The following is a 26,040-nucleotide window of genomic DNA, read 5'->3' as shown; positions in this document are numbered from 1 at the left end:
CTTATTAATTCTTATGATTAAACAGGCAAATGGCTTGCCGATTTGACTGATAAAGCATAAGAATAAATGAAAACTTGTTTTCATTTGGCGAGTGTCCGCGACGTAGGAACCGCGAAGCGGTTCCGGAGGTAAGAAACCTTATTAATTCTTATGATTAAACAGGCAAATGGCTTGCCAATTTGGTTGGTAGTGCAGAAGAACGATGAAAACGAAGTTTTCATTTGGCGACGATCGCGACATAGGAACCGCGAAGCGGTTCCGGAGATTAGAGACCGCATAAGTTCTTCAGCAAAAGCAAACAAATAGCTTGCTAATTTACGCGAAGACAGGAGCTAAGCGAAAACGAAGTTTTTGCATAAGTTCTTCAGCAAAGCAAACAAATAGCTTGCTAATTTACGCGAAAACAGGAGCTAAGCGAAAACGAAGTTTTCGCTTAAGTTATTCTGTAAAAGAAACCAAATAGCTTGCTAATTTGTTTGGTAAAGCAGAATAACAGTGAAAACGTAGTTTTCATTTAGCGATGTCCGCGACGTAGGAAACGACGAAGTCGGTTCCGGAATAGGTTGGTTGGTAGTGCAGAAGAACGATGAAAACTTGTTTTCATTTAGCGACGTCCGCGATCATCATAATGGCACAGCCATTACAATGATCGCGGACTGAACCGATGAAACTTCATTTTTACAGTAAATACCTATAATTAAGGAGGAAAAGCAAATGAATTTATTGCAAAACACATTAAATGATATCAAGGAAATTAATAGGGATGTTATGAAAGAAGCTCAAGTTGTAGTAGATGGACTATTAAAGCCTGTGGGAAGTTTGGGTACATTAGAAGATATTGCTATACAATTAAGTGGGATTTACGGTACAAATAGTCTTAAACCATTAAAAAAAGCAGTTGTAGTATGTGCTGGTGATCATGGAATAATAGAAGAGGGAGTTACATCAGCACCACAGATCGTAACTACATTAATGACAAATTTTATTGCTGAAGGCAAAAGTGGTGTAGGTGTGATATCTAAAACTATGGGAGCAGATGTGATAGTTGTTGATGTTGGAGTAAATGCTGACATAGATAATCCCAAAGTACTAGATAAAAAGATAAAAAGAGGAACAGATAATCTAGCTAAGGGACCTGCAATGTCTAGAGAAGAAGCTATAGCTTCTTTAGAAGTAGGAATTGAAGTTGCAACTAATCTAATTGAGCAAGGTTACAATATATTAGCTACAGGTGAAATGGGTATTGGAAATACTACACCTAGCTCCGCAATAATTGCTGCTTTTACTGGTATTAATCCTAAAGACTTAACTGGTGTTGGAGCAAATTTATCAGAAGAAGGAATGATAAAAAAAGTAAAAGTAATTAAATCTGGATTGGAAGTAAATAAGCCAGATAAAAATGATGCTATTGATGTGCTCTCTAAAGTTGGGGGATTAGAAATCGGTGCTATGGCAGGTGTAATGTTAGCAGGAGCAGCAAAAAAAGTACCTGTATTAGTAGATGGCTTTATTTCCACAGCTGCAGCAGCCATAGCTATTCATCTAGAACCAAAAGTATTTGATTATTTGATTTGTTCTCACATATCTGCTGAAAAAGGAGCAGAAATAGCTGCATCTTCACTAGGTTTTAAACCTTATTTAAATATGGGTCTACGACTAGGAGAAGGAAGTGGAGCAGCTCTAACTTTTACAATTATAGACTCTGCTATTGCAATGGTAAATGAAATGGGAACATATGCCCAAGCAGGTATATCAGTAGTATAGATATAAAATATTATTTATCCCGAATTAACAGGCACTAAGACTACCGTCGTAGGTTGCGGGCTCTAGCTCCTTTCAGTTGCTACAAGCCTCCCCAACCCTGACAGGTACATCTCATAAAATACATATTAACGGAGGAATAAAATGGATACTTACTTAAATACTAGAAAAAGATTTAACACAAAAACACTAGTATATTTGTCATTATTAATCGCATTATCTTTTGTAGGAGCACAGATAAAAGTTTTTGGGTCTATTGCACTAGATGCACTCCCTGCTTTTTTTGCAGCATTATTTTTAGGCCCTGTGGCTGGAGCTATTGTTGGTGCGATAGGTCATTTGCTAACGGCCATGACTAGCGGTTTTCAATTTACAGTGCTTATACATATATTGATTGCACTTTGTATGGCAGGTGTTTGTTGGGTAGTAGGATTTCTAAATGGTAAAATAAATTTAGTATTAAATTGTTTAGTTGGCATATTATTAAATGGTGTTGTTGCAACATATATATCAGTAATAGCTATGCAATACATAGGCATAATACCTTCAGCTAATATAATGTTTATGACTTTAATAGTGCCACTAAGCCTTACCTCAACATTTAATGTAGTAGTTGCCGCTGTAATATATAAAGTCGTAAAAAACAAAGTAAAACTTTATTGAGTAGGGGGTTTTTTCATCTTGAAATATTAAAATGGGATTAATTCAATATATCTAGTATGGTCGCTGTGGGCAGCGACCACTACGTGGGACAAATAGGGTTTGAGATTAATTTCATATTATAATACCTGGTATTGGTCGCTGCCCACAACGGCCTGTTATACCAAAAAAAACAAAACTTAATGTTGAAATATAAACAATTCACTATATATAATAGAGGAATTAAATGGTAGTGTCCCTGTCAGGGACAAAATTAAGTTATAAAACTTTGAGTTTTTGGCAATTATTAAAATAGGATATTTAATCCTATTTTTTTTTCGATAAGTATATGCAAAATTTCTATAAATATGGTACAATAGTTAGATAATTAAATTTTAGGATGGATGAAGGAGTATCATGAGGTATAAAAAAGGATTTGAAACTAAAGAGAATATTATTAATGTATCAAAAAAACTGTTTTATGAGTTAGGCTACACCAAAGCAACTGTTCAAAACATAGCAGACACTGCGCAAATTCCATTAGGATTAATACCATATTATTTTAAAACAAAGGATAATATTGTATTAGAAATCAATTCTAAATTCTATTTGGAAATTTACGAGTTTGTCAACAGCAGACTTAATGTAAAGAAAAATTCATATTATAAATTATTTGTTGTTACCTGTATATATTATCGTATTATATTAGAGGATCCACGCAATAAAAAGTTTTTTTATGAGGTTTTGAGAAACAAATCAAACTTTAGAGCATTAAGTTACAGTATAGAGAGAATATACTCTATGATATCTAAAGAGAACAACAATAACTTTTCACAAATAGACTTAGATTGTATTATGATTGCAGAATTCGGGGCAAGGCGTGAATTGTTATTATATTATTTTGAAGACAAAATAGATATCGATGTTGACTATTTGGTCAAAATGTTATCTAGTGTTACAGGTAGATTTTTTAGTATACCTAACGAATTAATTGCCGAATACGCTGAAAATGAAAAAGAGTTTACTAAAGAATACGATTACTCACATATAAAGTTTTTAGTATAACGCCAAACTAAGACTCCTAGCATAGCTAGGAGTCTTAGTTTTTGCGTTATAAACTTTAGAGTAGTTTAAATTACCAATCTGTTAAATTTTCTTTTGAAGTGAACGAACCGCGCTTCTAGCATCTCCAATCATATACAAAGAACCTACGAAAACATAAATGTCTTCTCGAGATCCTTTTATAGCAATATTAGCTCCGTCGCTAATGCTATCTAATGCTTGAACATCTATTTCAGGGTGATTGTTTTTAATGTGTTCTGCTAATTCTTCGGAGCTTTTAGCTCTCGGATTGTTTGGTGTTACAGTATAAATTTTACTAGTTACTTCCAAAAGTTTTTGAATCATAGGATCAAAATCTTTATCTGCTAAAACTCCAAGTATTAAAACAATTTTTTTATCAATATAAGTTTTTACTGTATTAACAAGTGAGTCAATTCCATTTTCATTGTGAGCACCGTCAATAATTATGGTTGGATTTAATGATAAAACTTCAAACCTACCTGGAAACTGTATTGTGGCCATTGCATTTTGAATGCTGTTTTCAGAAATAGAGTAACCTTTGTCTATTAATAATTCTATTGCTGACATTGCAGTAATACAATTCGCGACTTGGTGCTTTCCTAATAAGCTAAGTATAAAATTAAAGGCACTTAGATTTTTACCACCTGCATATGATAATTCTTGTCCACTGAGGGAAGTACTTTTGATTTTAAGCAGATCTGAATTAATAGTATGAAATACAGCATTTCTATCTATACATATTTGTCGAATTTGATTTTCGATTTTTATTCCTTGGGGATAAAGCACTACGTCACCATTTTCCTTAATGATACCTGCCTTTTCAAAGGTAATTTCTTCAATGGTATTTCCTAAGTATTGCATATGATCTAGTGCAATAGACGTAATAATAGCTATTTCAGGTTTTTTAATAATATTAGTTGCGTCAAATCTTCCACCCATTCCTACTTCAAGTGTAACAATATCAACTCTTTCCTCATAAAAATATTGAAAACCGATTGCAGTAACGACTTCAAATTCTGAAGGATGAGGAAATCCATTTTCTATCATCTTATCAATTGATTCTTTTACAAACCCAGTTACTCTACCCAGTGATTCTTTTGAGATTTGTGTTCCATTAATTTGTATTCTTTCTGTGAATTCTTCTAGAAATGGCGATATAAACAAACCTACTTTATAGCCTGAATGTTTTAATACATTGCTAATCATATTACTTGTGGATCCCTTACCATTAGTACCAGCTATATGGACAAACTTTAATTTATCTTGTGGATTATCCATATACTCTAATAGTTTACCAATATTATCAAGGCCTAATTTTATACCAAAGGCATAAGTACCATGAATAAAATCTAAAGCTTCTTTGTATTCCATGTCATCTTTCTCCTTTAACTTTTAATTGGTTTTCTACTGTTTCTAGATTTCTTTTTAAAAAACTCCACTTTGTTTCTGCAGTAATTATTGCAATAAATATAATAGAACTACCTAGGATCATAGAATTATTAAATAAGTCACCTAAGAAGATTACAGACAGGATACTTCCAAAAAAAGCTTCTAAGCTTAATATTAACGCTGTGTGGGAAGGAGTCGTATATTTTTGTGCAATGTTTTGAATTAAAAAAGCCATAAAGGTACTAAATAATCCTAAAAAAATTATTTCATATAAGCCGTTTGCCGGTACAAGTACTAATGTGGGTTTTTCAAAAATAAACATAAAAAGTATTGACAGTATAGTAACGACGGCAAATTGCAGTACGGTTAACTTTATAGGATCGTGTTTCTTAGCATAATATCCAACAGATATTATATGGCAAGCAAATAAAAATGCACAAAGCAAGGTTAGTAGATCACCTTTATTTAAAACTAAACCATAGTTTAAATCAAGTGTTAAAAGACCAATACCTACTATCATTAATATCGCTGCAATCATGTTGAACTTATCAGGCCTTTCTTTACTGAATACCCAGAATAAAAAAGGAACCATAATTACATTAGTTGCAGTTAAAAAGGCTTGCTTTCCAGCTAAAGTATATTGTAAGCCAATAGTTTGTGAAGCAAAAGCAAAAAATAAAAATAAACCAATTACAATTCCAGCTTTCACATCTGATTTATTAATCTCAAGTACTTTTTTATGAAAGAGTATTCCCATAAGCAATGTTGCAATGGAAAATCTAGCAACCATTATATACATAGGCGAAAGGGAGTCTAATGCATTTTTAACTGCAACAAAACCACTACCCCATACAAAAGCGGTCATAAGTAATCCAAAATCTCCTATAAGCATGTTTCTTTTATTCATTCTAAGACTCCTCTTGTAAAATATAAATCATAAGATTATATATATTGGTAGCTATTACTAAGGTTAATACCTTTTAATTACTATAGCTACTAAAACATTTTAGCATATCAGACTACAATTAGTAATAAAAAACTTCTCTTTATACAATACTTATAGGATTTAATGGTATAATGTGAAATATATCTGATGAAGGATTGATTCTATTGCTGGAAAAAGAAAAAATAGTACGTGTATTGGAATTACTAGAGAAAGAGTACCCAGATGCAGTTGCAGCGTTAAATTTCACCACACCATTTGAACTTCTCATAGCAACTATTTTATCTGCCCAATGTACTGATGTAAGGGTTAATAAGGTAACGTCAAAGCTATACAAAAATCATAACACTCCTGAAGCAATACTAAGCCTAGGTCAAGTAAAGTTACAAGATGAAATTAGAACTTGTGGACTTGCCAATACAAAAAGCAAAAACATAATTGCTACATGTTCATTGTTACTAAAACAATACAATAATCAGGTGCCTGATACTATAGAAGAATTAATGACACTACCAGGAGTAGGAAGGAAAACAGCTAATGTAGTGGTAAGTAATGCATTTGGTAAGAGTGCTATTGCCGTAGATACCCATGTTTTTCGAGTATCTAATAGAATTGGTTTAGCACATAGTAAAGACGTACTCCGTACAGAGAAGGATTTAATGTATAATATCCCCGAAAATAAGTGGTCAAAAGCCCATCACTGGCTTATATTTCATGGAAGAAATATATGTAAAGCTAGAAACCCACTCTGTAGTAAGTGCATTGTAAAAGAAGAATGTCAATATAATAGTAAAAATATCTAATCTAATATTCAAATTATGAATATCTTTATTACAATGTAAAACTATCTACACGACTTATCTTAAACAGCCAGGGCAATCGCATGAAAAAATAGAAAAGATGGAATAGAATTTTGTCACGTATACATGATGAGAGCAAGAGTATGTTTAAAACAAACGCAAACACGCTGTCGCATACTGTATGAAAGAACTCGAAGATAAACTAAATTTTTGAAACTCGCTACGCTCAAACAGTCAAAAATTCTTAACGTTAATCGTCTCCTTCTTTTGAATTTAGCGAAGCTATCGTTTGCTAATGTTTTAAAAATACTCTATAAAGTTAGCTACTTTGATATATGTTTTTTTAAAAAGGGTTCGCTGAACCAAATATCTTTTCATGCGATTGCCGTGCTTAAACAGCAAAAGTTAATTGAAGTTTTACTATTTTTGTGTTAGAATTTTACTAACTAAATAAGTTCTATAAGGTGTTAAACTTAATAGGGAAAGTGGTGAAATTCCACTACAGCCCCCGCTACTGTAAGTGTGGACGAAGCTCCTACCAAACCACTGTCTATATAGATGGGAAGGACGAGCCAAGGGAGAAACACAAGTCAGGAGACCTGCCTTAAGAAGTAATGTTTTACCTACGGAGGGGAGGAATGTTTTATGTGCTTTTATTATGTGTAAACCTTCTCAAATGTAGAGGGTTTTCATTTGTTTTATAACTTAATAAAAAACTGGAGGAAGAAAAAAATGATTAAAATGAACAAGGTACTTATTATAATTACACTATTACTTATGACTTTTACTTGGACAGCCTGCTCAAATGCAGACAATAGTGGTGAAGAAGATACAAATAGTAATGGAGATACAAGTGTTACGGAAACTACATATCCATTGACAATAACTGATGACTTAGGAAATGAAGTAACTTTTGAAAAAGCACCAGAAAAGATCGTATCTGTATCACCAGGTATTACGGAAACACTATTCGAACTAGGTTTAGGAGAAAACATAATAGGCAGAGATGGAGCTAGTGATTATCCTAAAGCAGCACAAGATTTAGAAATAGTTGGTGACTATAAAGGACCTAATACTGAGTTGATTATTGACCTTGCACCAGAAGTGGTTTTTGCATATGAATCTATACCGGAAGATGTTAATCAATTATTGGAAGCCTCAAATATTAAAGTTGTAGTATTTAATCCAACTAATGTTGATGGCGTACTAGAAAATATTAAGCAAGTCGGAGTAATTACAAATAAACAAACAAGAGCTAATGAATTAATCGAGAGCATGAGTGCAAAAAGAACAGAAATATTAGAAAAAGTGAAAGATGTTGATCAGAAGAAAGTTTTTATGGATCTTGGTGATTTTATTTCTGTTGGGCCTAATACTTTCATTAATTCTATTTTGGAAGAAGCAAATGCTATTAATATTGCTTCAGACTCGGATACACCGTGGCCAACACTTAGTATAGAAAAAATTATTGAAGATAATCCTGATGTTTATATTTCTACCTATACTTCTGTTGAAGATATTAAAAGCGTGGTGGGAATAGATGTTATAGAGGCCTACAAAAACGATAATATTATTGTTATTCCATGGGGTACTGAAGAACATAATATGATACAACGTCCAGGACCAAGGGTAGTAGAAGGTTTAGAAATCTATGCTAATACCATATATCCTGAATTATTTGAATAAATTTTAATAAACCAACTATGGCAGACAATGTATGGGGGGCAGCTCTTTGTAGTTGTCCTCTAAATTAGTAAAGGGGACATAATGATTAAATTTGTAAAAAAATATTTAATATTTTTGGTAATAATTATTTGCCTAGCCACTATTTTTATTTGTACTACAATAGGAGTTGCAAATATTTCTGTCAGTCAAACTGTCAATATTTTGTTTAACAAGATAACTAGCATAGGCAATGTAGAAGGCGTAAAAGAATCTACTATAGCTATTATATGGAACCTTAGATTTCCTAGGGTTATGTTGGCATTTTTAGTGGGAGGAGCTCTATCCATTTGTGGTGTAGCTTATCAAGGAATTTTTAAAAATCCAATGGCAGATCCTTTTTTACTTGGGGTATCATCAGGAGCAGCATTAGGTGCTACAATTGCAATCGTATTTAATATAAGTGCTATTTTCTTTGGTTTAGATATGATAACAGTGTTTGCTTTCGTCAGTGCATTGCTGACATTACTCTTAGTATATAATATCTCTAGAATAGGAAATAAGGTGCCTGTTCCTACTTTGTTACTTAGTGGTATTGCTATTTCACAATTTTTAACTGCAATTATATCTCTCTTTATGATCTTTTCTGATCAAATGAATAGAGTTGTTTTCTGGACAATGGGAAGTTTGAATGCTAAAAGTTGGAATCATTTAATTTTAATCCTGCCATATGTAATAATAGGATTTATTATTCTCTTTAGATACCATAGACAAATGGATATTATGCTATTAGGTGAAGATACTGCATCTCAACTAGGGGTAAATACGGAAAAGTTAAAGCTTGTAATATTAGTAGTGACCGCTTTTATAACTGCAGCGACTGTAAGTGTCACTGGAATTATAGGATTTGTCGGGTTAATAATACCCCATATTGTAAGGATGATAGTTGGACCAAAACATAAGAAATTATATCCTTATTCTTTTGTTTTAGGGGGAATACTATTAATTATATGTGATACAGTAGCCAGATCTTTAATAAATCAAGAGATTCCAGTTGGAATTATTACGGCTATATTTGGCGGACCGTTCTTCATTTATTTATTAAAAAAAAGAAAGCGAGGAGGCATATAGGTGAACTTAGAAGTGTTAAAGACAGAAAACCTCGTCGTTTCATATGGAGATAAAAGAGTCCTAGATTGCTTAAATATATCTATTTATAAAGGTGAATTTGTTGGTATTATAGGACCTAATGGTACAGGTAAGTCTACATTAGTTAAGGCTATTACTAATATAATTGATAGTCATTCTGGAGATATATTTATTGAAGGAAGAGAAAATAGAAATATTTCTAAAAAAGAACGTGCTAAATTAGTTGCAGTTGTACCTCAAGAATTTAGTATAGATTATGAATTTACAAACTTAGATATAGTTATGATGGGTAGAAATCCACATATTGACAAGAAAAATAAAATAGGTCAAAAAGATTTTGATATAGTAAAAGAAGCCATGACATTAACTAATACTTGGGATTTCAAGGATAGATTTTTTAATGAATTGAGTGGAGGAGAAAGACAAAGAGTTATCGTAGCAAGAGCTATAGCTCAACAAACGCATATTATATTATTAGATGAGCCTACCTCTCATTTAGATATTCATCATCAACTAGAGGTAATGGAATTAATTCATTTACTCAAAAAAAAGAGGAATATAACAGTAGTAGCTGTATTACATGATATTAATATGGCTGCCCGATTTAGTGATAGATTAATTCTGATAAATCATGGAAAAGTAGTAGCAGATGGTACACCAGAAGAAGTAATAAAAGAAGAACATTTATCTAAATTGTATAGTATGGAGATGATTGTTCGTGAAAACAAAATATTGGGGAAAAGAGAAATCATACCACTGAGAGCAATAAAAGAATTAACAGAAAAAAAAGGTATAAATATTCATGTTGTATGTGGTGGTGGAACAGGTGAAAAAATACTAGAGAGATTAAAGTCTTTAGGATTTAATGTTACTGCGGGAATTATAAATGAGGGAGATAGTGATTGGGAAATCTGTAAAATTCTTAAAATACCATGTGTAGTTGCGCCTCCATTTAGTGGATATAGTAATGAGGATGCAGACAAGAATCGCATATTAATAAACCAATCAGACTATGTACTAGTCACTAGTGTCCCCTTTGGAATAGGTAATTTACTGAATCTAGAAGTTTTAAGAAATATTGAAAAACCCATTTATTTTTATCAAAATAGCAAAATTGACATTGATTATGCTCAAGGCAAAGCTATTAAATTACTAGATGAATTACAAAAAAAGGAAAATTTTAATTATATTCAAAACTACGATGAATTATTACAAAAACTATGATAATGGAGACTGAGTATGAAAAAAAATATTATGTTTCAAGGGACAGGATCATCAGTAGGAAAAAGTTTACTAACTGCTGGAATGTGTAGGATATTAAAAGATTTAAACTATAGTGTTGCACCATTTAAGTCTCAAAATATGGCATTGAATTCGTTTATTACACGAGATGGAAAAGAAATGGGGCGAGCGCAAGTAGTCCAAGCTGAAACTGCAAAGATAGAACCTATAGTAGAAATGAACCCTATATTACTGAAGCCTTCTTCAGACGTGGGTTCACAAGTTATTGTAATGGGAGAAGTATTCAAGAATATGACAGCTACAGAGTATCACTCCAGTAAACCAATGTTTAAAGGTGTAATTAAAGAAGCCTATGACAAATTAAATGAGAAGTATGAATGTATTGTAATAGAAGGAGCAGGTAGTCCTGCTGAAATTAATTTAAGAGAAAATGATCTTGTAAATATGGGAATGGCAGAGATGGTAGATGCACCTGTAGTAATAATAGGAGATATAGATAGGGGTGGTGTGTTTGCATCACTTTATGGTACATATATGTTGTTAGAAGAAGAAGAAAGAAGTAGAGTAAAAGGGTTTATAATCAATAAATTCAGAGGTGATGTGAAACTTCTAGAACCTGGGATAAAAATGCTAGAGGATAAAATTAATATACCATGCCTTGGAGTTATTCCGTACTTTAAACTACATATTGATGATGAGGACAGTGTATCACTTAGATTTACTCATCAAGGGAAAAAAGAATTAGTGATAGGAGTTGTTAGATTACCACATATTTCAAACTTTACTGATTTTACCCCATTTGAGATGGAACCAGATGTGGAGATAAAATATATAAACTCTGTATTTGATTTTGAAGATATAGATTTATTAATTATACCTGGCAGTAAGAATACAATTGAAGATATGGTGTACTTAACAAATTCTGGACTAAGCAAAAAAATACTTGAGCATCATAAAAATAATTTTCCCATTGTTGGGATTTGTGGTGGATATCAAATACTAGGTTATGAAATTACAGACAATGGAAACAATGAATCTAATATTCAAAAAACTGGTGGACTAGGGCTAATTAATATAAACACTCTAATCTCTAATGAAAAAAGGACTGTTCAAGTAGAAGGTGATGTGGATATAGAATTTATGGGAGCGAGGCTAAAAACAAAAGTTAGAGGGTATGAAATACACATGGGAGTTACTGATTTTAATGAATCGTACAATACTTTTGTACATCTAGATGAGGGACATGACGACGGTGCTATCAATCATGAAGGAAATGTACTAGGAACATATCTTCATGGAGTGTTTGATAATGATGAGTTTAGAAAATTTGTTCTTGATATTATAAGAAAAAGTAAAGGTATAGAAACAAAAGACAATGATTTATCCTTTGAGGAGTTTAAAGAAAGCCAATATGTTGAGTTGGCGAATATAATGAAAGCAAATATTAATTTAGAGAAAATGATACAAATAATTGAGCATAATTAGAATGTAAGTGAAACTTATTAGTAAAACTACACAAACTAAGAACTGGAACTTGGTGTTATATATCAAGAAGAAAAGTCTTTTGATTAACTCACACCAAAGATGGAAACATATAAGGGAGGTATACAATTTGGGACGGATTACATTTATAACCGGAGGAGCACGTAGTGGTAAGAGCACTTATGCAGAAAAATTAGCACGAGAAAGCAATAAAAAAGTTGCATATATAGCTACATCTATAGCTTTTGACGATGGTATGAAAAATAGAATTAAAAAACATAGAGAACAAAGACCGAAAGAATGGAAAACCATCGAAAAATATAGAGATTTTGATAAAATATCCGAAATTAATGAATACGAGCAATCAGAAATATTACTAGTTGATTGTGTAACTGTTATGTTGAATAATCTCATGTTTTACAGCGGCTTAGATTTTGATACATGTACAGTAGAAGAAGTTGATATATTGGAGAAAGAAATTTTACTTGAAGTCGAAAAACTCCTAAGACTATCATCTCAAAAAGATATGATTGTAGTATCTAATGAGTTAGGAATGGGTTTAGTACCTGCTTATAAAATGGGAAGTTATTATAGAGATATTGCAGGGAGAATTAATCAACTTGTTGCATCAAGGGCAGATGATGTATTCTTAGTAGTAAGTGGATTACAAATCAAACTGAAATAAGGTGTGAAATACATGAAAAAATTCTTAGTTGCATTAAGTTTTTTTACTAGAATTCCAATTAATATAAAATCAGAAGTTAGTGAAGATGAATTTTACTCTTCTATGGCTTTATTACCAATTATAGGTTTTGTAATAGGATCTTGTTTATACGGTGTAGGATACTTATTGGGTGATATTAATAAAGAGATATCTGCTTTCTTACTTGTAGTTTTTTATATATGGATAACCGGTGGATTACATATGGATGGTTTCATGGATACTTTAGATGGAATACTAAGTAACAGAGATAGAGAAAGAGTATTTGAAATAATGAAAGATAGTCGTATTGGTGCATTTGGAGCGATTGGCATAATACTACTTATAATAGGTTATCTTATTGCATTCAAATATTCAACGGCAATATCGATTTTAATTATGCCGATCATTGGGAGAAGCTGCGCTTTAATTGCTACATCTTTAAGCGAGTATGCAAAGGATACTAATGATATGGGTCGTAAATTTGTGGAAAGTATGGGACGAAAAGAGAGAGTGTTTTCTTTACTATTTACTGTAGGAATTATTGTTCTATTTGACTACATATACTTGATACCTTTTGCTATATGTCTTATTATTACATATGTTTTATTACGATGGTTTAGAAAGCAGCTCTCTGGGATGACTGGAGATACAGTTGGAATGATGATTGAATTAATTCAAGTAATATTTCTGTTTGGAGCATATCTTACGTACTCAATAGGGGGATTTTGATAATGAAATTTACACTAGTCAGGCATGTAGAAACAACTGGGAATTATGAAAATAGATTTGCAGGAGTTACAGAAACACTTTATACTCAAAAAGGTAAGGAGCAATTTATTAAACTGACTAACGCCTTAAAAGAGTATAAGGTAGATAATATTTATTCAAGTCCTATATCTAGAGCATTAAACATTGCAAATAAGATAGGAGAGTATACTAATACAGAAGTAAAAGTTATTGACGTTCTCTCTGAGATGAATTTTGGTATATTTGAAAACCTTACATTTGAAGAAGTAGTAAGAGATCACAATGAACACTGGTTAGGATGGGAGTCAGATTATTTGAATTATCAAATACCAGAAGGTGATAGTTTAAAACTTTTTCATCAAAGGATATCTGATTTTTTAGATACAATAAAAAATGAAGATGGTACATGTATGATAGTATGTCATGGAGGTACAATTCAAAGCATAGTCACCCATCTACTAAATTTACAAGTATTAGACAGATGGCATTTTCATATTCCCTTAGGAGGAATTGTAGAAATAAGTTACAAAGAGAATTTTGGAATGTTAAATAAATTACATTCTTTAGTATAGGTGATTAGTATGAGAGTAGAAAAATATAGAGATTTAACTCTATTGTATTTTAATGATGAAAATATAATAGTAATAGCCTGTGATTCTTGTGGTGGCATTGGTTTAAAAGCTGGAGATGAGTTAAAAACAGATAATAAAGTTGTAGGATATTTTACTGCCTCAGTCGTCTTATGTGAACTACTATCTTTTAAAGTTAAACCTCAAATGATAGTAAATAATCTATGTGTTGAAATGAATCCGACTGGTAAGGAAATTATTGCAGGAATTAAAGAAGCAGTAGAAGAGATTGAACTAGACCCAAGTAATATATTAACAGGGAGTACAGAAGAAAATATGCCTGTTATTCAAACTGGAATCGGTATAACTTGTATAGGAACAATAGATAAAAAATCATGGCTAATGCCGACCTCAAAGGCCGAGGATGCTGTATTTGTTATTGGAACACCAAAAGTAGGAGCAGAAGTCCTAAAGACAGAAGGTATTTCTAACTTGAAAATAATTAGTAAGATTAATTATAAAAAAGGTGTAAATGAAATGCTGCCAGTTGGATCTAAAGGAATCGATTATGAAATTAGTGAATTATGTAGATGTAACAAGCTACAGTTTCAATACATAGATAAATTAACTGTAGATATCAAAAAATCTGCTGGTCCAGTCACATGCGTACTAGTGTCCGGAGATAAAAATCTTATAGAAGAGATGTTAAGTAAATTTAATGTATCCTACAGTTATTTGGGTAGATTATATTAATACTGTCTCGGTTATTCATAGAAAAGCGTAGGAAGTGTAATTAAAACCATAGTACTTAAACTCGTTATAATTATAGGTAAGAATATAAATGAATAAATAGTAAAAGATAACCACAAGACTAAATATTGAGTTATCTTTTTTTTATTCTGCATTGAGAGGCAATAAGACTCGAAAAAACTTCTACTGAATAAAGTTTCAGTATTTTTTGACTTTACATTTTAGTAAATAAATATTATATTAATATAGCAAAAACATTCTTGAAATGAGGGAGATAATTAGTTGAAAAAGAACTACACTAATAAGAAACTAAAGTTGTTTGGTTTTAATAATTTAACCAAAACTTTAAGTTTTAATATTTACGATATTTGCTACACAAAAGATGAAGAAGAAAAAAAAGCGTATATAGAGTATATTGATGAACAATATAATTCAAATAGGTTAATGAAAATATTAAGTGAGGTTACAGATATAATTGGAGCTAGTATACTGAGCGTTTCAAAACAAGATTATGAGCCGCAAGGTGCAAGTGTGACAATTCTTATATCGGAAGAAGAAGTTCCATTATACGTACTTGATAAGTCCTGTAATAAAGGTGCACTGACAAGTATTCCAACACACATTGCTGGACATCTAGACAAAAGTCACCTAACAGTGCACACATATCCAGAGAGCCATCCCAGTGGTGGGATTAGTACTTTTAGGGTTGACATTGAGGTTTCAACTTGTGGAGAGATATCACCTCTTAAAGCATTAGAGCACCTTATCAATAGTTTTGATTCTGATATAATTATCGCTGATTATAGAGTTAGAGGTTTTACAAGAGATATAAATGGGAAAAAGCATTTTATTGACCATGGTATAACATCTATACAAAATTACATATCAGAGAAGATTAAACGAAGGTATTCTTTAATAGATGTAAATGTTTATCAGGAAAATATTTTTCATACCAAAATGATGTTAAGAGAATTAGAATTAAATAACTATTTATTTAATATAAGTGAAGACATGCTACCTAAAAAGGAAAGAGAAAAAATAGATAAAAACATAAAAAAAGAGATGTTAGAAATTTTTTATGGAAGAAATGTGAGATAGTTTTAAAGGGTAGGATGATAATACCCCCTTATAATAAGGGGCATATAAAAGAACGGAGTGATGATAGTGCCATTATGGTATAACGAAGAGCAAACTGAAGGAGTATCCTTTGGAATAAAAATTAAAGAGCAGATACTAAGTGAAGAGAGTCAATTTCAAACAATAGATATATACGATACTTATGAATTTGGAAAATTATTTACATTAGATGGTTTAGTTATGTTAACTGAAAAAGATGAATTTATATACCACGATATGATAGTTCATGTCCCTATGGCTGTTAATACTGAAATTAAGAATGTTCTAGTAATAGGTGGTGGTGATGGCGGTACTGTTCGTGAGCTCACAAGATATAATTCTATTGAGAAAATAGATATGGTAGAGATAGATGAAATGGTAGTAAGAGCCAGTCAGAAACATCTGCCTTTTACTGCTTCTAAGCTTACTGATCCAAGGGTGAACTTATTCTTTGAAGATGGTATTGTGTTTGTTAAAAATGCCCAGAACAGTATGTACGACCTGATAATAGTAGATTCTACAGATCCTATAGGTCCAGGTGAAGGACTATTTACGAAAGAATTTTATGATCAATGTTTTCGTATATTAACAAGTGAAGGTATACTGATTAATCAACATGAAAGTCCATTCTACCCACAATTTTCAAAAGAAATGAAAAGAGCCCATAACAAAATTAAAAATATATTTCCAATTAGTATGGTATATCAAGCTCATATACCTACTTATCCATCAGGTCATTGGTTATTTGGATTTTCATCTAAGAAATTCCATCCTTTAGAGGATCTTAAATCACCAAGATGGGAGATGTTAAAACTAAAGACCAAATATTATAATAGTGATCTTCATCTAGGTTCATTTGCTTTACCTACTTATGTAAAAGAAATGCTTGAAGAAGAAGAGTAAAGTTTAAGGCTATAATAAAATATACGAGAACTAATAAGCTCTTTAACTAAAAATAAACCGAGGTGAAATTAAAAATGTATCATTACATGTTAGATTCATATAATTGTTTTAAAACTCGATTAGAGGATACTGCTTTAATATTTGAAATATTAGAAAGAATTCCCTTTGAAATGGGGATTAAAACTACAATGCCTCCATTTGTATTACCATATTTTAATGGTGTTATACCTGAGGATTGTGGCATCAGTGCATTTATATTTTTAGAGGGTGGACATTTTACAATACACACATTTTCCTATAGAGAATGTTATTTTGTGGATTTTGTATCTCCTAAACCATTTGATAAAGAAGAACTTTCAAAATTAATTACTAGAGCATTTCCGACAGATATGTACAATAATTATTACTTAGATAGAAGAGAACATACAGAAAGCATATTTAAGGAGATAGATGAGGAAAACGATTTTGGACCACATGTATTTTTAGAAATTAACCCAATTAATAAGAAATTAGATATGGATTACCTATTTAATATTTTCGATAATATGCCTAAAGAAATAGGTATGACACCGATTATGCGACCATATATCGTAAAAAATGGTGAAGGTGATAATGTTACTTACTCATCGCTAACAATGATAGCAGAATCTCATATAAGTTTGCATTACTTTCCAAAAGAGAATAAAGGATATTTTGATATATTTTCATGTCGTTTTTTTGATAAGGCATTTGTATTGCCGAAAATAATTGAAATATTAGATGGAGATAAGAATCTTGATTATACTATTATCTCAAGAGGTAGCAAATATCATAAATTAAAAAAATCTAAAGAAAACAAAATTGATTACTCTCATCAATGGCTTATTAAATAGTTACAAACAGCCCTATATGTCATCATTACTAAAAATACCCTACAAAGTAGAATTAGTTTGGCTTGTATGCCTTTATAAACTGTCTACCTTGTAGGGTTTATTTTATGATAGGAAAATTTGACTACTTGCTGAGGTCCACTTTGCTATCATACGAGAATGATGCGTCGAAGACGCTTTAGATAGCTATTGCTTAGCTTATTGGATTCAATTCATTATCTAGCCAGCTATGTTTGTCTAAAACATCAACACTAAATATTTTATTTGCATCTGATAAATCTTTTGATTGATGAAACTTAAAAAAAACTTTATTTTCTTCTTTGCCTAATATTTCGATTTTTCCTCTTGGATGAGATAAGGCATACTTAAAGTTCTTGCTAGGACCATTCAGTCTTGATCTAGTTTCATTTATCACGTCGATTCCTTTTAAGAAAGAAACTTGAAAGTTGTTCTTAACATGTTTAACAGGTCTACACTGAAAAACATAATATGGAACTATCCTATTTGTTATTAAACCTTTAAGTAAGGAGGATAGAGTATCAGCATCATCGTTAATGTCTTTTAATAACACAGTTTGATTTAAGACATCAATATTGATGCTTCTTAGTGCTTCTATTGATTCAATAGATTTTTCATTTAGCTCGTTTGGATGGTTAAATTGTGTTACAACGATGATACGTTTCTTCTTATTGTAGTATTGTAGTATTTCTAGTAATTCTTTATCTAGTGAAATACGCATAGGGAAAACTACTGGAACCCTTGTGCCAAATCTAATAAAATCTAGATGTTCAATTTTGGTTAAATTTTCTAAGTACTCTTTTATAATATCGTTACTTAGAGTGAAAGAGTCTCCTCCACTTAATAAAACATTGCTAATTTCTTTGTGATGAGAGATATAGTCAATTGCTTCCTTCATTCTTTCCATTATCTCTTTTTGAGTATACCCTACCATTCTTTTTCTAAAACAGTGTCTACAGTACATGTAGCATTTGTTAGTTGTTAATACTAACGCAGTTTCCTTATACTTATGTTGTAAGCCTGGAAGTACAGTGTTTTCCTGTTCGCCACTAGTATCGTCTTGGCCTTCTGTTTGTAACTCTAATTCATCTGGTACAGACATTTTTCTAATGGGATCATTTTTATCTTGACTGTCTATTAACTCAAAATAATATTGAGGGATATTCATTGGATGACGATTTATAATTGAAGCAATTTCATTTGGTTCGTTAACAGGTACACCTTTAGATTTCAAATCTTCAAGGGACTGTATATTATCATTTAGTAATTGTTCCCAGTTATTTTTCATAGTTAAATCACCTCTGTTTATTCTTGTTCAAAAATAATGTGTTATGTTTAATGATAACATATTACTCTGTAGTAATAAAAAGAAAAATGTCTTAATTCACTAATTATTTGCAGAAACTCATAAAAAATTGCAAAGCATAGAAATTAAAATGCTTTTTTCTATAAAACTTTACTTCTAAACTTCTAAAACAATAGTAATATAATCTCAAAATATCTTTGTAACACATTAATAGGCTTAAAAATATATTAATATTAAGTCGTGATGGGAGGTACATATAATGAATTATGAGATTATAGATTGTATTGATGCAGGAACTCAGTTTTGTCCTTGTCATTTAGCAGAATCTAATGAATGTATATTATGTTCACAATTGCAGGGAAAAAGCTTTTGTGATTGTAAAAATTGGAGAGGTACTTGCATTTATCAAGAGTTTAATTGGAATAACAATATAGCAACATCAGAAAGGGAAAGTAGTGAAGGACTTATTATCAGTAAGGAAATAATATATCAAGATCTAATTAAACTTGTTATCAAGACTAACCATCATTTGTGTAAAGAGTTGGTGAATGCAGGTAGTTATGTTTTTTTAAGGTGCCCTGAAAGTTCGCCTTATTTTGATGTTCCTATTTCTATAATGGATTGCGATATACAAAAGGATACAATTTCAATGATTATTGAAATTGAAGGAATAAAAACTAAGAAAGTAAATGAATTAAACGAAAAAGACACTATTATGATAAAAGGTCCCTTTTGGAATGGTGTTTTTGGATTAAAGAATATACAGCGTTGTACAAACAAAAATGTACTTCTAATTGCAAGGGGGATTGGTCAAGCGCCAATAGTCCCTGTACTAAAACAATTATATAAACAAAATACAATATGGTTAGTAATAGATAAAGGTAGATACGAAGATGTGATTATAAAAGAATATATTAATAAATATCCTTGTAATATTGTAGAGTTAAAGACTATTGAAGAAGGTAAATTAACTCAAGATTTAAGTAGCTTAATAGATGATTATATAGAAGATAATTTTATTGAGCACGTGCATTGTTCTGGACCAGATATATTGATTCAAGAACTTATTACAAAAGTAAATAATAGGACTGCAACATCATGTTGCAATAATGCAAAAGTGTGTTGTGGTCAAGGCGTTTGTGGAGCATGTACTACAAGATTTGAGGGTCATGTAGTAAAACGTCTGTGCAAACTACAAACAGATCCTGAATATATTTTCGAAGGGAGAAGGCAAATATGAAGGTTGTAATAATCGGTGGAGGATGGTCTGGTTTAGCAGCTGCTATAACTGCAAAAAAAGCTGGAGCCGATGTTGAGATATATGAAAAGACTGATATGTTACTTGGTTTGGGTAATATAGGTGGAATTATGCGTAACAATGGTAGATATACTGCTGCAGAAGAGTTAATTGCTTTAGGAGCTGGAGATTTGATAAATTTAACGGATAGTGTAACAAAACATAAGAATATATACTTTCCAGGACATCATCATGCATGGCTATATGATGTTAATAAGATTGAGCCTGTAGTAAAAGAATATGTAGAAGATTTAGGAATTAAGATATTTCTTAAACAGAGAGTCATTGACGTAAAAAAAGAGGGAGATACCATAGTAGGTATTATTCTTTACGATGGACAGTTTATTACAGGAGATGCATTTATAGAAACTACAGGATCAACTGGGCCTATGGGTAATTGTCTAAGGTATGGAAATGGTTGTTCCATGTGTGTACTCAGATGCCCAGCATTTGGTCCAAGAGTGAGCATAAGTGCCAGAGCAGGAGTTCCAGACTTGCAAGGAGAAAGAGAAGAAGGAGTATGTGGTGCTTTTAGTGGATCATGTAAGATTGGCAAAGAAACATTATCTAAAGAAATCTGTAAAGAGTTGGATGAAAAGGGAGTAGTCATTATAAAGATACCTAAAGAAGATATAAACTTAGAAAAATTAAAACAAAAAGTGTGTCAACAATATGCACTAAAAGAGTTTGCAGAAAACATAATACTATTGGATACAGGTCACGCAAAATTAATGACATCCTATTATCCATTAGATAAACTTAGAAATATTGAAGGAATGGAGAATGCCAAGTACATTGATCCTTATGCAGGAGGTAAAGGAAATTCAATACGATATCTTTCAATGGCTCCTAGAGAAAATAATATGAAAGTAGATGGAATTAAAAATTTATTTTGTGGAGGAGAAAAATCAGGTCTCTTTGTTGGCCACACAGAAGCTATAAGTACTGGCTCTCTGGCAGGGCATAATAGTGTTAGATGGTATTTAGGTATGCCATTATTAACGCTACCGAAAAGTACTGCTGTCGGGGATCTAATAAGCTATGAAGGCAATATGACTAATACTCTTGAAGGAAAAAGAAAAAGATATACATTTGCAGGGTCTGAATATTTTGTAAGAATGAAAGAAAAGAAATTATATTCTACTGATACAGAAGAAATTAATAATAGAGTTAAGAAATTAAATTTGCAAAATATATTTGGAGAAGCTATTATTTAAAGTAACTATTAAAAGGTAAGGCTATAAATGTTAAATATAAAAGGTTTTAGGTGAACTCCTAAAACCTTTTATACTATAGTAATATAAGCTTAAAATATTACAGATAACATTTTCTTTGAATAATTATTTGCCAACCATTATAATAATATATAAATAAATAATTGAGGCGGTATGATATGGTAGATATTACAAATTTATTAGGAAGCACAAGTGTAAACACAATATTAAATACGATTGAATCTATGCCAGAACTGGTATGGATTAATAGAGATATGTTCAAAGACATTATCAAGGCTGCCGATTACAGAGGAGAACTTAATCAAAATGAAATAGATATGTACATAAGGATGCTATCAGATGATGATTTTATTTCTATTATAGAGCCAGTGTTTAATAACTGTGAGTATTTACTATTAGATCAAACTACTTATGGTTTATTAAATGAGAATTTTGTAAAGGGAAAAAAGAAGGAATATTTATTTATTAAAGAAAAAATACTTAATAAATTACTAATACAAACTTATGTTAAATACGAATGGATTTTAAAAGCCATGGCAATCGATTATTCAAAATACGTAGATATGGATTTGATGGAAACATATAAAGAATATTTTAATGAAAATAATAGGATTATTGAGAGTACATTATTAGACGGTTTTTATAACGAAGGTAATAATAAATGGGAGATAGATATAGAGCATAATACATTGATTTATAGTTTCGGGAAAAAAAGAGTTTTATGGACACAAGGTGAAGCTGAGTATAGATTTGATGAATTAATTAATAATTAATGACAATATATACATAGGAGGATTTATGGAGTATTTAGGGGTTATTGCATTTATTATAGTTCTTGGGTATAGTAGTTTACCAAATCAAATTAAGAAATTAGACAAGGAAATTAAAAAGATTAAAAATAATTCTAAAGGAGATAATATTATGTCAAAACTAATTAGCGATTTAAAAGGACACGAATGTGTAATAGAATGTAAAGAAGGTTTATTAGATGGAAAAACCTCTATAGAGTGTAAAGTTTTAGATGTTGATGATGAATGGATGAAAATATCATTTACTACAAAAAAGGGTCAAAGTAAGTTGAAAGTTATTCGAATTGACACGATAGAAAATATCGAGATGAAATAATTTATTCTATCTGATTATTCTGGATAACAGACTGGAGATGTATATATGAGGATGTACGATATAATATTAAAAAAAAGACAAGGACAAGCTCTTACGACGGAAGAAATTAACTATTTTGTAGATGGATTTACTAAAGGTGAGATACCAGATTATCAGACTTCAGCATTGCTTATGACTATTTTTTTCTCAAAAATGAATCATAGAGAAACTGTAGATTTGACAAAAGCAATGATCAATTCAGGAGATGTGATGAATTTATCGGGGATAAAAGGTGTAGTTGTCGATAAGCACAGTACTGGAGGTGTTGGGGACACAACTACATTAATATTAGGACCTATGGTTGCAGCCTGTGGTATACCTATGGCGAAAATGTCTGGAAGGGGTTTAGGACATACTGGGGGAACCATAGATAAACTTGAATCTATTAATGGATTTAACACTCAAATGACAAAAGAAGAGTTTATTTATAAGGTAAATAAGATTGGAATAGCCATTGCAGGCCAGACTTCAAACTTAGCACCAGCAGATAAACAGCTATATGCTCTAAGAGATGTGACGGCAACAGTAGATAACTTATCTCTTATTGCAAGTAGCGTAATGAGTAAAAAACTTGCATCAGGTGCACAAGGAATTTTACTTGATGTGAAAACAGGTCATGGAGCATTCATGAAGACTCAGGAAGATTCATTTGAACTAGCTCAAATGATGATTGATATTGGAAATGCTATGGGTCGAAATGTTAGTGCTATTATTACTGATATGAATCAACCTTTAGGTAGAGCTGTAGGAAACTCATTAGAAGTAAAAGAAGCCATTGATACCCTTCGAGGAAATGGACCTGAGGATTTATATAAACTTTGTTTAGCTTTAGGAACTGAACTGCTAATATTGGCTGGTTATACAAATTCACCAGATAAAGCTTTACAAATACTACAGAAAAAAGTAGAAGGAGGAGAAGCTTTTGAGAAATTTAGAGACTTAGTTAAATCACAAGGTGGCAGTATTGAACAAGTAGATAATACGGAATTGTTACCACAAGGTAAATATAAAGTAAATCTATTGTCGGATAAAAACCAATATATAAAATCAATTAAGGCAGAAGAAGTAGGTCTTGCTGCTTTGACACTAGGAGCAGGTAGACAGACAAAAGAGAGTAAAATAGATTTAGGAGTAGGGATATATTTACACAAGAAAGTTGGAGATTTTACAAATAAAGGCGAATTAATCGCTACTATTTATGCCAATGATGAAGAGAAATCAAAATTAGCATTAAATCAATTAAGTTCTTGCTACGAATATTCTCTAAAACCAGTGGAAGAAAAAAAGTTAATCTACGGTATAATCAACAAAGATGGAACTCAACTTATAAAATAAAGTGAAACTTTATTCAGTAGAGGTTTTCTTCATCCCTTACTGAATATTGCTTTTCGCGAAACAATGAGCCAAGCAAAAATATGTTTTCGTTAGTACCCTAATGACGGAGCAGTTAAATAGCTTGCTTTCATTTGGTTAGTGTCGCGGCTTTTACAGGCACTTAATTTATCGTATAAAAAAACATAGAAAAGATGGAAAGAATTTTACCTTGTATACATGGAGAGAGCAAGAGTATTTTTAAAACAGACGCAAACACGCTATCGTAAAATGTACGAAAAGAACTCGAAGATAAAATAAATTTTCGAAAACTCGCTACGCTCAAACAATCAAAAATTCTTGACGTTTATCTTCTCCTTCTTTTGAATTTAGCGAAGCTATCGTTTGCTAATGTATTAAAAATACTCTATATAGTTATCTACTTTAATATGTTTTTTTAATAAGGGTTCGTTGAACTCTTAAATGATAAAGAAAAAGGGAAGCTTTATTCAAAAACAATCGATAATGAAAGGCTATGAATTGTAAAATGAAAATCACAAGCTTAAGTAAACAGAAAAATAAAAAAATCTACAATCTATTTGCAGATGGAGAATTTCTGTGCTCTGTAGATGATGAATTAATTGTGCTACATCAGCTACATACTGGTAAGGAGATAAATGGTGATTATATAAAAGAAATAAAGCAAGAGGCATCATTAAGAAAAGCATTTAATATGTCTGTTAATTATTTAAGCTTTAAAATGAGAACCCAGCAAGAAATACAGGATTATCTCCTAGGAAAAGAATTTCAAGAAGGTATAGTGAACAGTGTAATAGAAAAGCTGAAGAAATATAAATATATAGATGATGATAACTATATTGTTCTATATGTAAAAAGTAAAATATCGCAAGGTTACTCTAAGCGAAAAATCCTATACAATTTAATAAAAAAAGGATTAAAAGAAGAAAATGTACTAACTCAACTTGATATAAACTATCCCAAAGATATTGAGTTGTCATATTTAGAAGTTCAAATAGCTAAACAGAATGAAAAATACAAACAATTACCTTATAGAGATCGAGTTTCAAAAATTAATCAAAGTTTTTTAAGAAAAGGATACAATCACGAAGATATTGGAACCGTTATTAATCAAATTATTTCCCAGGAAAATGAACCTAGTCATGAGTTTATAGACAGGTTAGAAAAACTAGGAAATAATTACATGAAAAAATATCTCAATAAAGACTGTGACCCTAAAGAAGCAAAATTAAAAACCACTCAAGCTTTATATCGTAAAGGTTATGATATGGACGTAATTAAAAAGTATTTTGAAACGTAATCCCCAAGTCATCCAGAGCCTAGAAGCGCGGTGCCCCGTTTATCGGGGAAGGATCTAAAGACCCCAGCACACTACCCAAGTCATCCAGAGCGAAGTGAAGGATCTAAAGACCCCAGCACACTACCCAAGTCATCCAGAGCGAAGGAAGGATCTAAAGACGCCAGCACACTACCCAAGTCATCCAGAGTGAAGTGAAGGATCTAAAGATGCCAGCACACTTCCCAAGTCATCCAGAGCGAAGTGAAGGATCTAAAGACGCCAGCACACTACCCAAGTCATCCAGAGTGAAGTGAAGGATCTAAAGACGCCAGCACACTACCCAAGTCATCCAGAGTGAAGTGAAGGATCTAAGACACCAGCACACTACCCAAGTCATCCAGAGCGTAGCGAAGGATCTAAAGACCCCAGCACACTACCCAAGTCATCCAGAGCGAAGTGAAGGATCTAAAGACGCCAGCACACTACCCAAGTCATCCAGAGCGAAGTGAAGGATCTAAAGACGCCAGCACACTACCCAAGTCATCCAGAGTGAAGTGAAGGATCTAAAGACGCCAGCACACTAC

General features: G+C 31.7%; 24 protein-coding genes and 1 riboswitch. Of the genes, 21 read left to right on the top strand and 3 right to left on the bottom strand.

The annotated features are described in order from the left end of the window. Positions 1-714 precede the first annotated feature (714 nt). The 3 genes from cobT to GC105_RS14220 all read left to right on the top strand — a co-directional run bounded on the left by cobT (position 715) and on the right by GC105_RS14220 (position 3,465). Entirely contained in the window at positions 715-1,764 is a 1,050-nt protein-coding gene (gene cobT, locus GC105_RS14230) for a nicotinate-nucleotide--dimethylbenzimidazole phosphoribosyltransferase (protein WP_152806169.1), read from the top strand. Positions 1,765-1,905: 141 nt separating this feature from the next. Beyond that, entirely contained in the window at positions 1,906-2,424 is a 519-nt protein-coding gene (locus GC105_RS14225) for an ECF transporter S component (RefSeq protein WP_152806166.1), read from the top strand. Between the two features lie 393 nt (positions 2,425-2,817). Beyond that, positions 2,818-3,465: a TetR/AcrR family transcriptional regulator gene (locus GC105_RS14220; protein ID WP_152806163.1), complete on the top strand. Its 648-nt coding sequence runs from the start codon at positions 2,818-2,820 to the stop codon at positions 3,463-3,465. An 81-nt stretch (positions 3,466-3,546) separates the two neighbouring features. Here the strand turns inward: GC105_RS14220 and GC105_RS14215 are convergent, their stop codons facing one another. Both GC105_RS14215 and GC105_RS14210 read right to left on the bottom strand, forming a co-directional pair. Next, positions 3,547-4,854 carry a bifunctional folylpolyglutamate synthase/dihydrofolate synthase gene (locus tag GC105_RS14215; protein WP_152806160.1) on the bottom strand — a complete coding sequence of 436 codons (1,308 nt, stop codon included), beginning with the start codon at positions 4,852-4,854 and terminating at the stop codon, positions 3,547-3,549. Between the two features lies 1 nt (position 4,855). Further along, positions 4,856-5,779: a DMT family transporter gene (locus GC105_RS14210; RefSeq protein WP_152806157.1), complete on the bottom strand. Its 924-nt coding sequence runs from the start codon at positions 5,777-5,779 to the stop codon at positions 4,856-4,858. A 206-nt stretch (positions 5,780-5,985) separates the two neighbouring features. Here GC105_RS14210 and nth point away from each other — a divergent pair, with 206 nt between their 5' ends. The 12 genes from nth (at position 5,986) to GC105_RS14150 (ending at position 17,810) form a co-directional block, all read left to right on the top strand. Continuing rightward, entirely contained in the window at positions 5,986-6,618 is a 633-nt protein-coding gene (gene nth, locus GC105_RS14205; RefSeq protein ID WP_152806172.1) for an endonuclease III, read from the top strand. Between the two features lie 442 nt (positions 6,619-7,060). Continuing rightward, positions 7,061-7,236, top strand: a riboswitch (cobalamin riboswitch). Positions 7,237-7,347: 111 nt separating this feature from the next. Next, on the top strand, positions 7,348-8,301 hold the full coding sequence (locus GC105_RS14200) for an ABC transporter substrate-binding protein (protein WP_152806154.1): 954 nt from the start codon (positions 7,348-7,350) through the stop codon (positions 8,299-8,301). Positions 8,302-8,382: 81 nt separating this feature from the next. Further along, positions 8,383-9,408, top strand: a complete 1,026-nt coding sequence (locus GC105_RS14195; protein ID WP_152806152.1) for a FecCD family ABC transporter permease — start codon at positions 8,383-8,385, stop codon at positions 9,406-9,408. Further along, the gene (locus GC105_RS14190) at positions 9,409-10,650 is read left to right on the top strand and encodes an ABC transporter ATP-binding protein (RefSeq protein WP_343030047.1); all 1,242 of its coding nucleotides are present in this window, start codon (positions 9,409-9,411) and stop codon (positions 10,648-10,650) included. A gap of 15 nt (positions 10,651-10,665) precedes the next feature. Further along, positions 10,666-12,153: a cobyric acid synthase gene (locus GC105_RS14185; RefSeq protein WP_152806149.1), complete on the top strand. Its 1,488-nt coding sequence runs from the start codon at positions 10,666-10,668 to the stop codon at positions 12,151-12,153. 127 nt (positions 12,154-12,280) lie between these two features. Next, a complete protein-coding gene (gene cobU, locus GC105_RS14180) occupies positions 12,281-12,835 on the top strand; it encodes a bifunctional adenosylcobinamide kinase/adenosylcobinamide-phosphate guanylyltransferase (protein ID WP_152806146.1) in 555 nt (184 codons plus the stop codon). 12 nt (positions 12,836-12,847) lie between these two features. Next, complete coding sequence (cobS, locus tag GC105_RS14175) at positions 12,848-13,582, top strand: adenosylcobinamide-GDP ribazoletransferase (protein WP_152806143.1); 735 nt, start codon at positions 12,848-12,850, stop codon at positions 13,580-13,582. Positions 13,583-13,584: 2 nt separating this feature from the next. Then, positions 13,585-14,172: a histidine phosphatase family protein gene (locus GC105_RS14170; RefSeq protein ID WP_152806140.1), complete on the top strand. Its 588-nt coding sequence runs from the start codon at positions 13,585-13,587 to the stop codon at positions 14,170-14,172. A gap of 9 nt (positions 14,173-14,181) precedes the next feature. Next, a complete protein-coding gene (locus GC105_RS14165) occupies positions 14,182-14,922 on the top strand; it encodes a selenophosphate synthase (protein WP_152806137.1) in 741 nt (246 codons plus the stop codon). A 279-nt stretch (positions 14,923-15,201) separates the two neighbouring features. Beyond that, positions 15,202-16,017, top strand: a complete 816-nt coding sequence (gene speD, locus GC105_RS14160; protein ID WP_152806134.1) for an adenosylmethionine decarboxylase — start codon at positions 15,202-15,204, stop codon at positions 16,015-16,017. 66 nt (positions 16,018-16,083) lie between these two features. Continuing rightward, positions 16,084-16,938 carry a polyamine aminopropyltransferase gene (gene speE / locus GC105_RS14155; RefSeq protein ID WP_343030046.1) on the top strand — a complete coding sequence of 285 codons (855 nt, stop codon included), beginning with the start codon at positions 16,084-16,086 and terminating at the stop codon, positions 16,936-16,938. A 74-nt stretch (positions 16,939-17,012) separates the two neighbouring features. Next, the gene (locus GC105_RS14150) at positions 17,013-17,810 is read left to right on the top strand and encodes an S-adenosylmethionine decarboxylase (RefSeq protein ID WP_152806129.1); all 798 of its coding nucleotides are present in this window, start codon (positions 17,013-17,015) and stop codon (positions 17,808-17,810) included. Positions 17,811-18,000: 190 nt separating this feature from the next. Here the strand turns inward: GC105_RS14150 and GC105_RS14145 are convergent, their stop codons facing one another. Continuing rightward, complete coding sequence (locus GC105_RS14145; protein WP_152806125.1) at positions 18,001-19,113, bottom strand: KamA family radical SAM protein; 1,113 nt, start codon at positions 19,111-19,113, stop codon at positions 18,001-18,003. A gap of 277 nt (positions 19,114-19,390) precedes the next feature. Between GC105_RS14145 and GC105_RS14140 the strand changes: the two genes are divergently transcribed. The 6 genes from GC105_RS14140 (at position 19,391) to GC105_RS14115 (ending at position 25,477) form a co-directional block, all read left to right on the top strand. Next, a complete protein-coding gene (locus GC105_RS14140) occupies positions 19,391-20,371 on the top strand; it encodes a sulfide/dihydroorotate dehydrogenase-like FAD/NAD-binding protein (protein WP_152806122.1) in 981 nt (326 codons plus the stop codon). Further along, a complete protein-coding gene (locus GC105_RS14135; protein WP_152806119.1) occupies positions 20,368-21,645 on the top strand; it encodes an FAD-dependent oxidoreductase in 1,278 nt (425 codons plus the stop codon). The genes GC105_RS14140 and GC105_RS14135 overlap by 4 nt, the downstream gene beginning before the upstream one ends. A gap of 176 nt (positions 21,646-21,821) precedes the next feature. Next, positions 21,822-22,436 (top strand): hypothetical protein, encoded by a 615-nt coding sequence (locus GC105_RS14130; protein ID WP_152806116.1) that lies wholly within the window; start codon positions 21,822-21,824, stop codon positions 22,434-22,436. Between the two features lie 25 nt (positions 22,437-22,461). Then, a complete protein-coding gene (locus GC105_RS14125) occupies positions 22,462-22,788 on the top strand; it encodes a hypothetical protein (RefSeq protein ID WP_152806113.1) in 327 nt (108 codons plus the stop codon). Positions 22,789-22,833: 45 nt separating this feature from the next. Continuing rightward, positions 22,834-24,162: a pyrimidine-nucleoside phosphorylase gene (locus tag GC105_RS14120; RefSeq protein WP_152806111.1), complete on the top strand. Its 1,329-nt coding sequence runs from the start codon at positions 22,834-22,836 to the stop codon at positions 24,160-24,162. A 523-nt stretch (positions 24,163-24,685) separates the two neighbouring features. Further along, on the top strand, positions 24,686-25,477 hold the full coding sequence (locus tag GC105_RS14115) for a regulatory protein RecX (protein WP_207706985.1): 792 nt from the start codon (positions 24,686-24,688) through the stop codon (positions 25,475-25,477). The last annotated feature ends 563 nt before the right edge of the window (positions 25,478-26,040 follow it).

The organism is Alkalibaculum sporogenes (assembly GCF_009362815.1).
Lineage (GTDB): Bacteria > Bacillota > Clostridia > Eubacteriales > Alkalibacteraceae > Alkalibaculum_A > Alkalibaculum_A sporogenes.
The sequence above is the reverse complement of the archived record's forward strand: the minus strand, read 5'-3'. Positions and strand labels throughout refer to the sequence as shown.

Bases quoted from the DNA above. Each gene is read 5' to 3' on its own strand.
- cobT (WP_152806169.1), top strand. From the start codon at position 715: ATGAATTTATTGCAAAACACATTAAATGATATCAAGGAAATTAATAGG.
- GC105_RS14225 (WP_152806166.1), top strand. From the start codon at position 1,906: ATGGATACTTACTTAAATACTAGAAAAAGATTTAACACAAAAACACTA.
- GC105_RS14220 (WP_152806163.1), top strand. From the start codon at position 2,818: ATGAGGTATAAAAAAGGATTTGAAACTAAAGAGAATATTATTAATGTA.
- GC105_RS14215 (WP_152806160.1), bottom strand. From the start codon at position 4,854: ATGGAATACAAAGAAGCTTTAGATTTTATTCATGGTACTTATGCCTTT.
- GC105_RS14210 (WP_152806157.1), bottom strand. From the start codon at position 5,779: ATGAATAAAAGAAACATGCTTATAGGAGATTTTGGATTACTTATGACC.
- GC105_RS14200 (WP_152806154.1), top strand. From the start codon at position 7,348: ATGATTAAAATGAACAAGGTACTTATTATAATTACACTATTACTTATG.
- GC105_RS14195 (WP_152806152.1), top strand. From the start codon at position 8,383: ATGATTAAATTTGTAAAAAAATATTTAATATTTTTGGTAATAATTATT.
- GC105_RS14185 (WP_152806149.1), top strand. From the start codon at position 10,666: ATGAAAAAAAATATTATGTTTCAAGGGACAGGATCATCAGTAGGAAAA.
- cobS (WP_152806143.1), top strand. From the start codon at position 12,848: ATGAAAAAATTCTTAGTTGCATTAAGTTTTTTTACTAGAATTCCAATT.
- GC105_RS14170 (WP_152806140.1), top strand. From the start codon at position 13,585: ATGAAATTTACACTAGTCAGGCATGTAGAAACAACTGGGAATTATGAA.
- GC105_RS14165 (WP_152806137.1), top strand. From the start codon at position 14,182: ATGAGAGTAGAAAAATATAGAGATTTAACTCTATTGTATTTTAATGAT.
- GC105_RS14150 (WP_152806129.1), top strand. From the start codon at position 17,013: ATGTATCATTACATGTTAGATTCATATAATTGTTTTAAAACTCGATTA.
- GC105_RS14145 (WP_152806125.1), bottom strand. From the start codon at position 19,113: ATGAAAAATAACTGGGAACAATTACTAAATGATAATATACAGTCCCTT.
- GC105_RS14140 (WP_152806122.1), top strand. From the start codon at position 19,391: ATGAATTATGAGATTATAGATTGTATTGATGCAGGAACTCAGTTTTGT.
- GC105_RS14135 (WP_152806119.1), top strand. From the start codon at position 20,368: ATGAAGGTTGTAATAATCGGTGGAGGATGGTCTGGTTTAGCAGCTGCT.
- GC105_RS14130 (WP_152806116.1), top strand. From the start codon at position 21,822: ATGGTAGATATTACAAATTTATTAGGAAGCACAAGTGTAAACACAATA.
- GC105_RS14125 (WP_152806113.1), top strand. From the start codon at position 22,462: ATGGAGTATTTAGGGGTTATTGCATTTATTATAGTTCTTGGGTATAGT.
- GC105_RS14120 (WP_152806111.1), top strand. From the start codon at position 22,834: ATGAGGATGTACGATATAATATTAAAAAAAAGACAAGGACAAGCTCTT.
- GC105_RS14115 (WP_207706985.1), top strand. From the start codon at position 24,686: ATGAAAATCACAAGCTTAAGTAAACAGAAAAATAAAAAAATCTACAAT.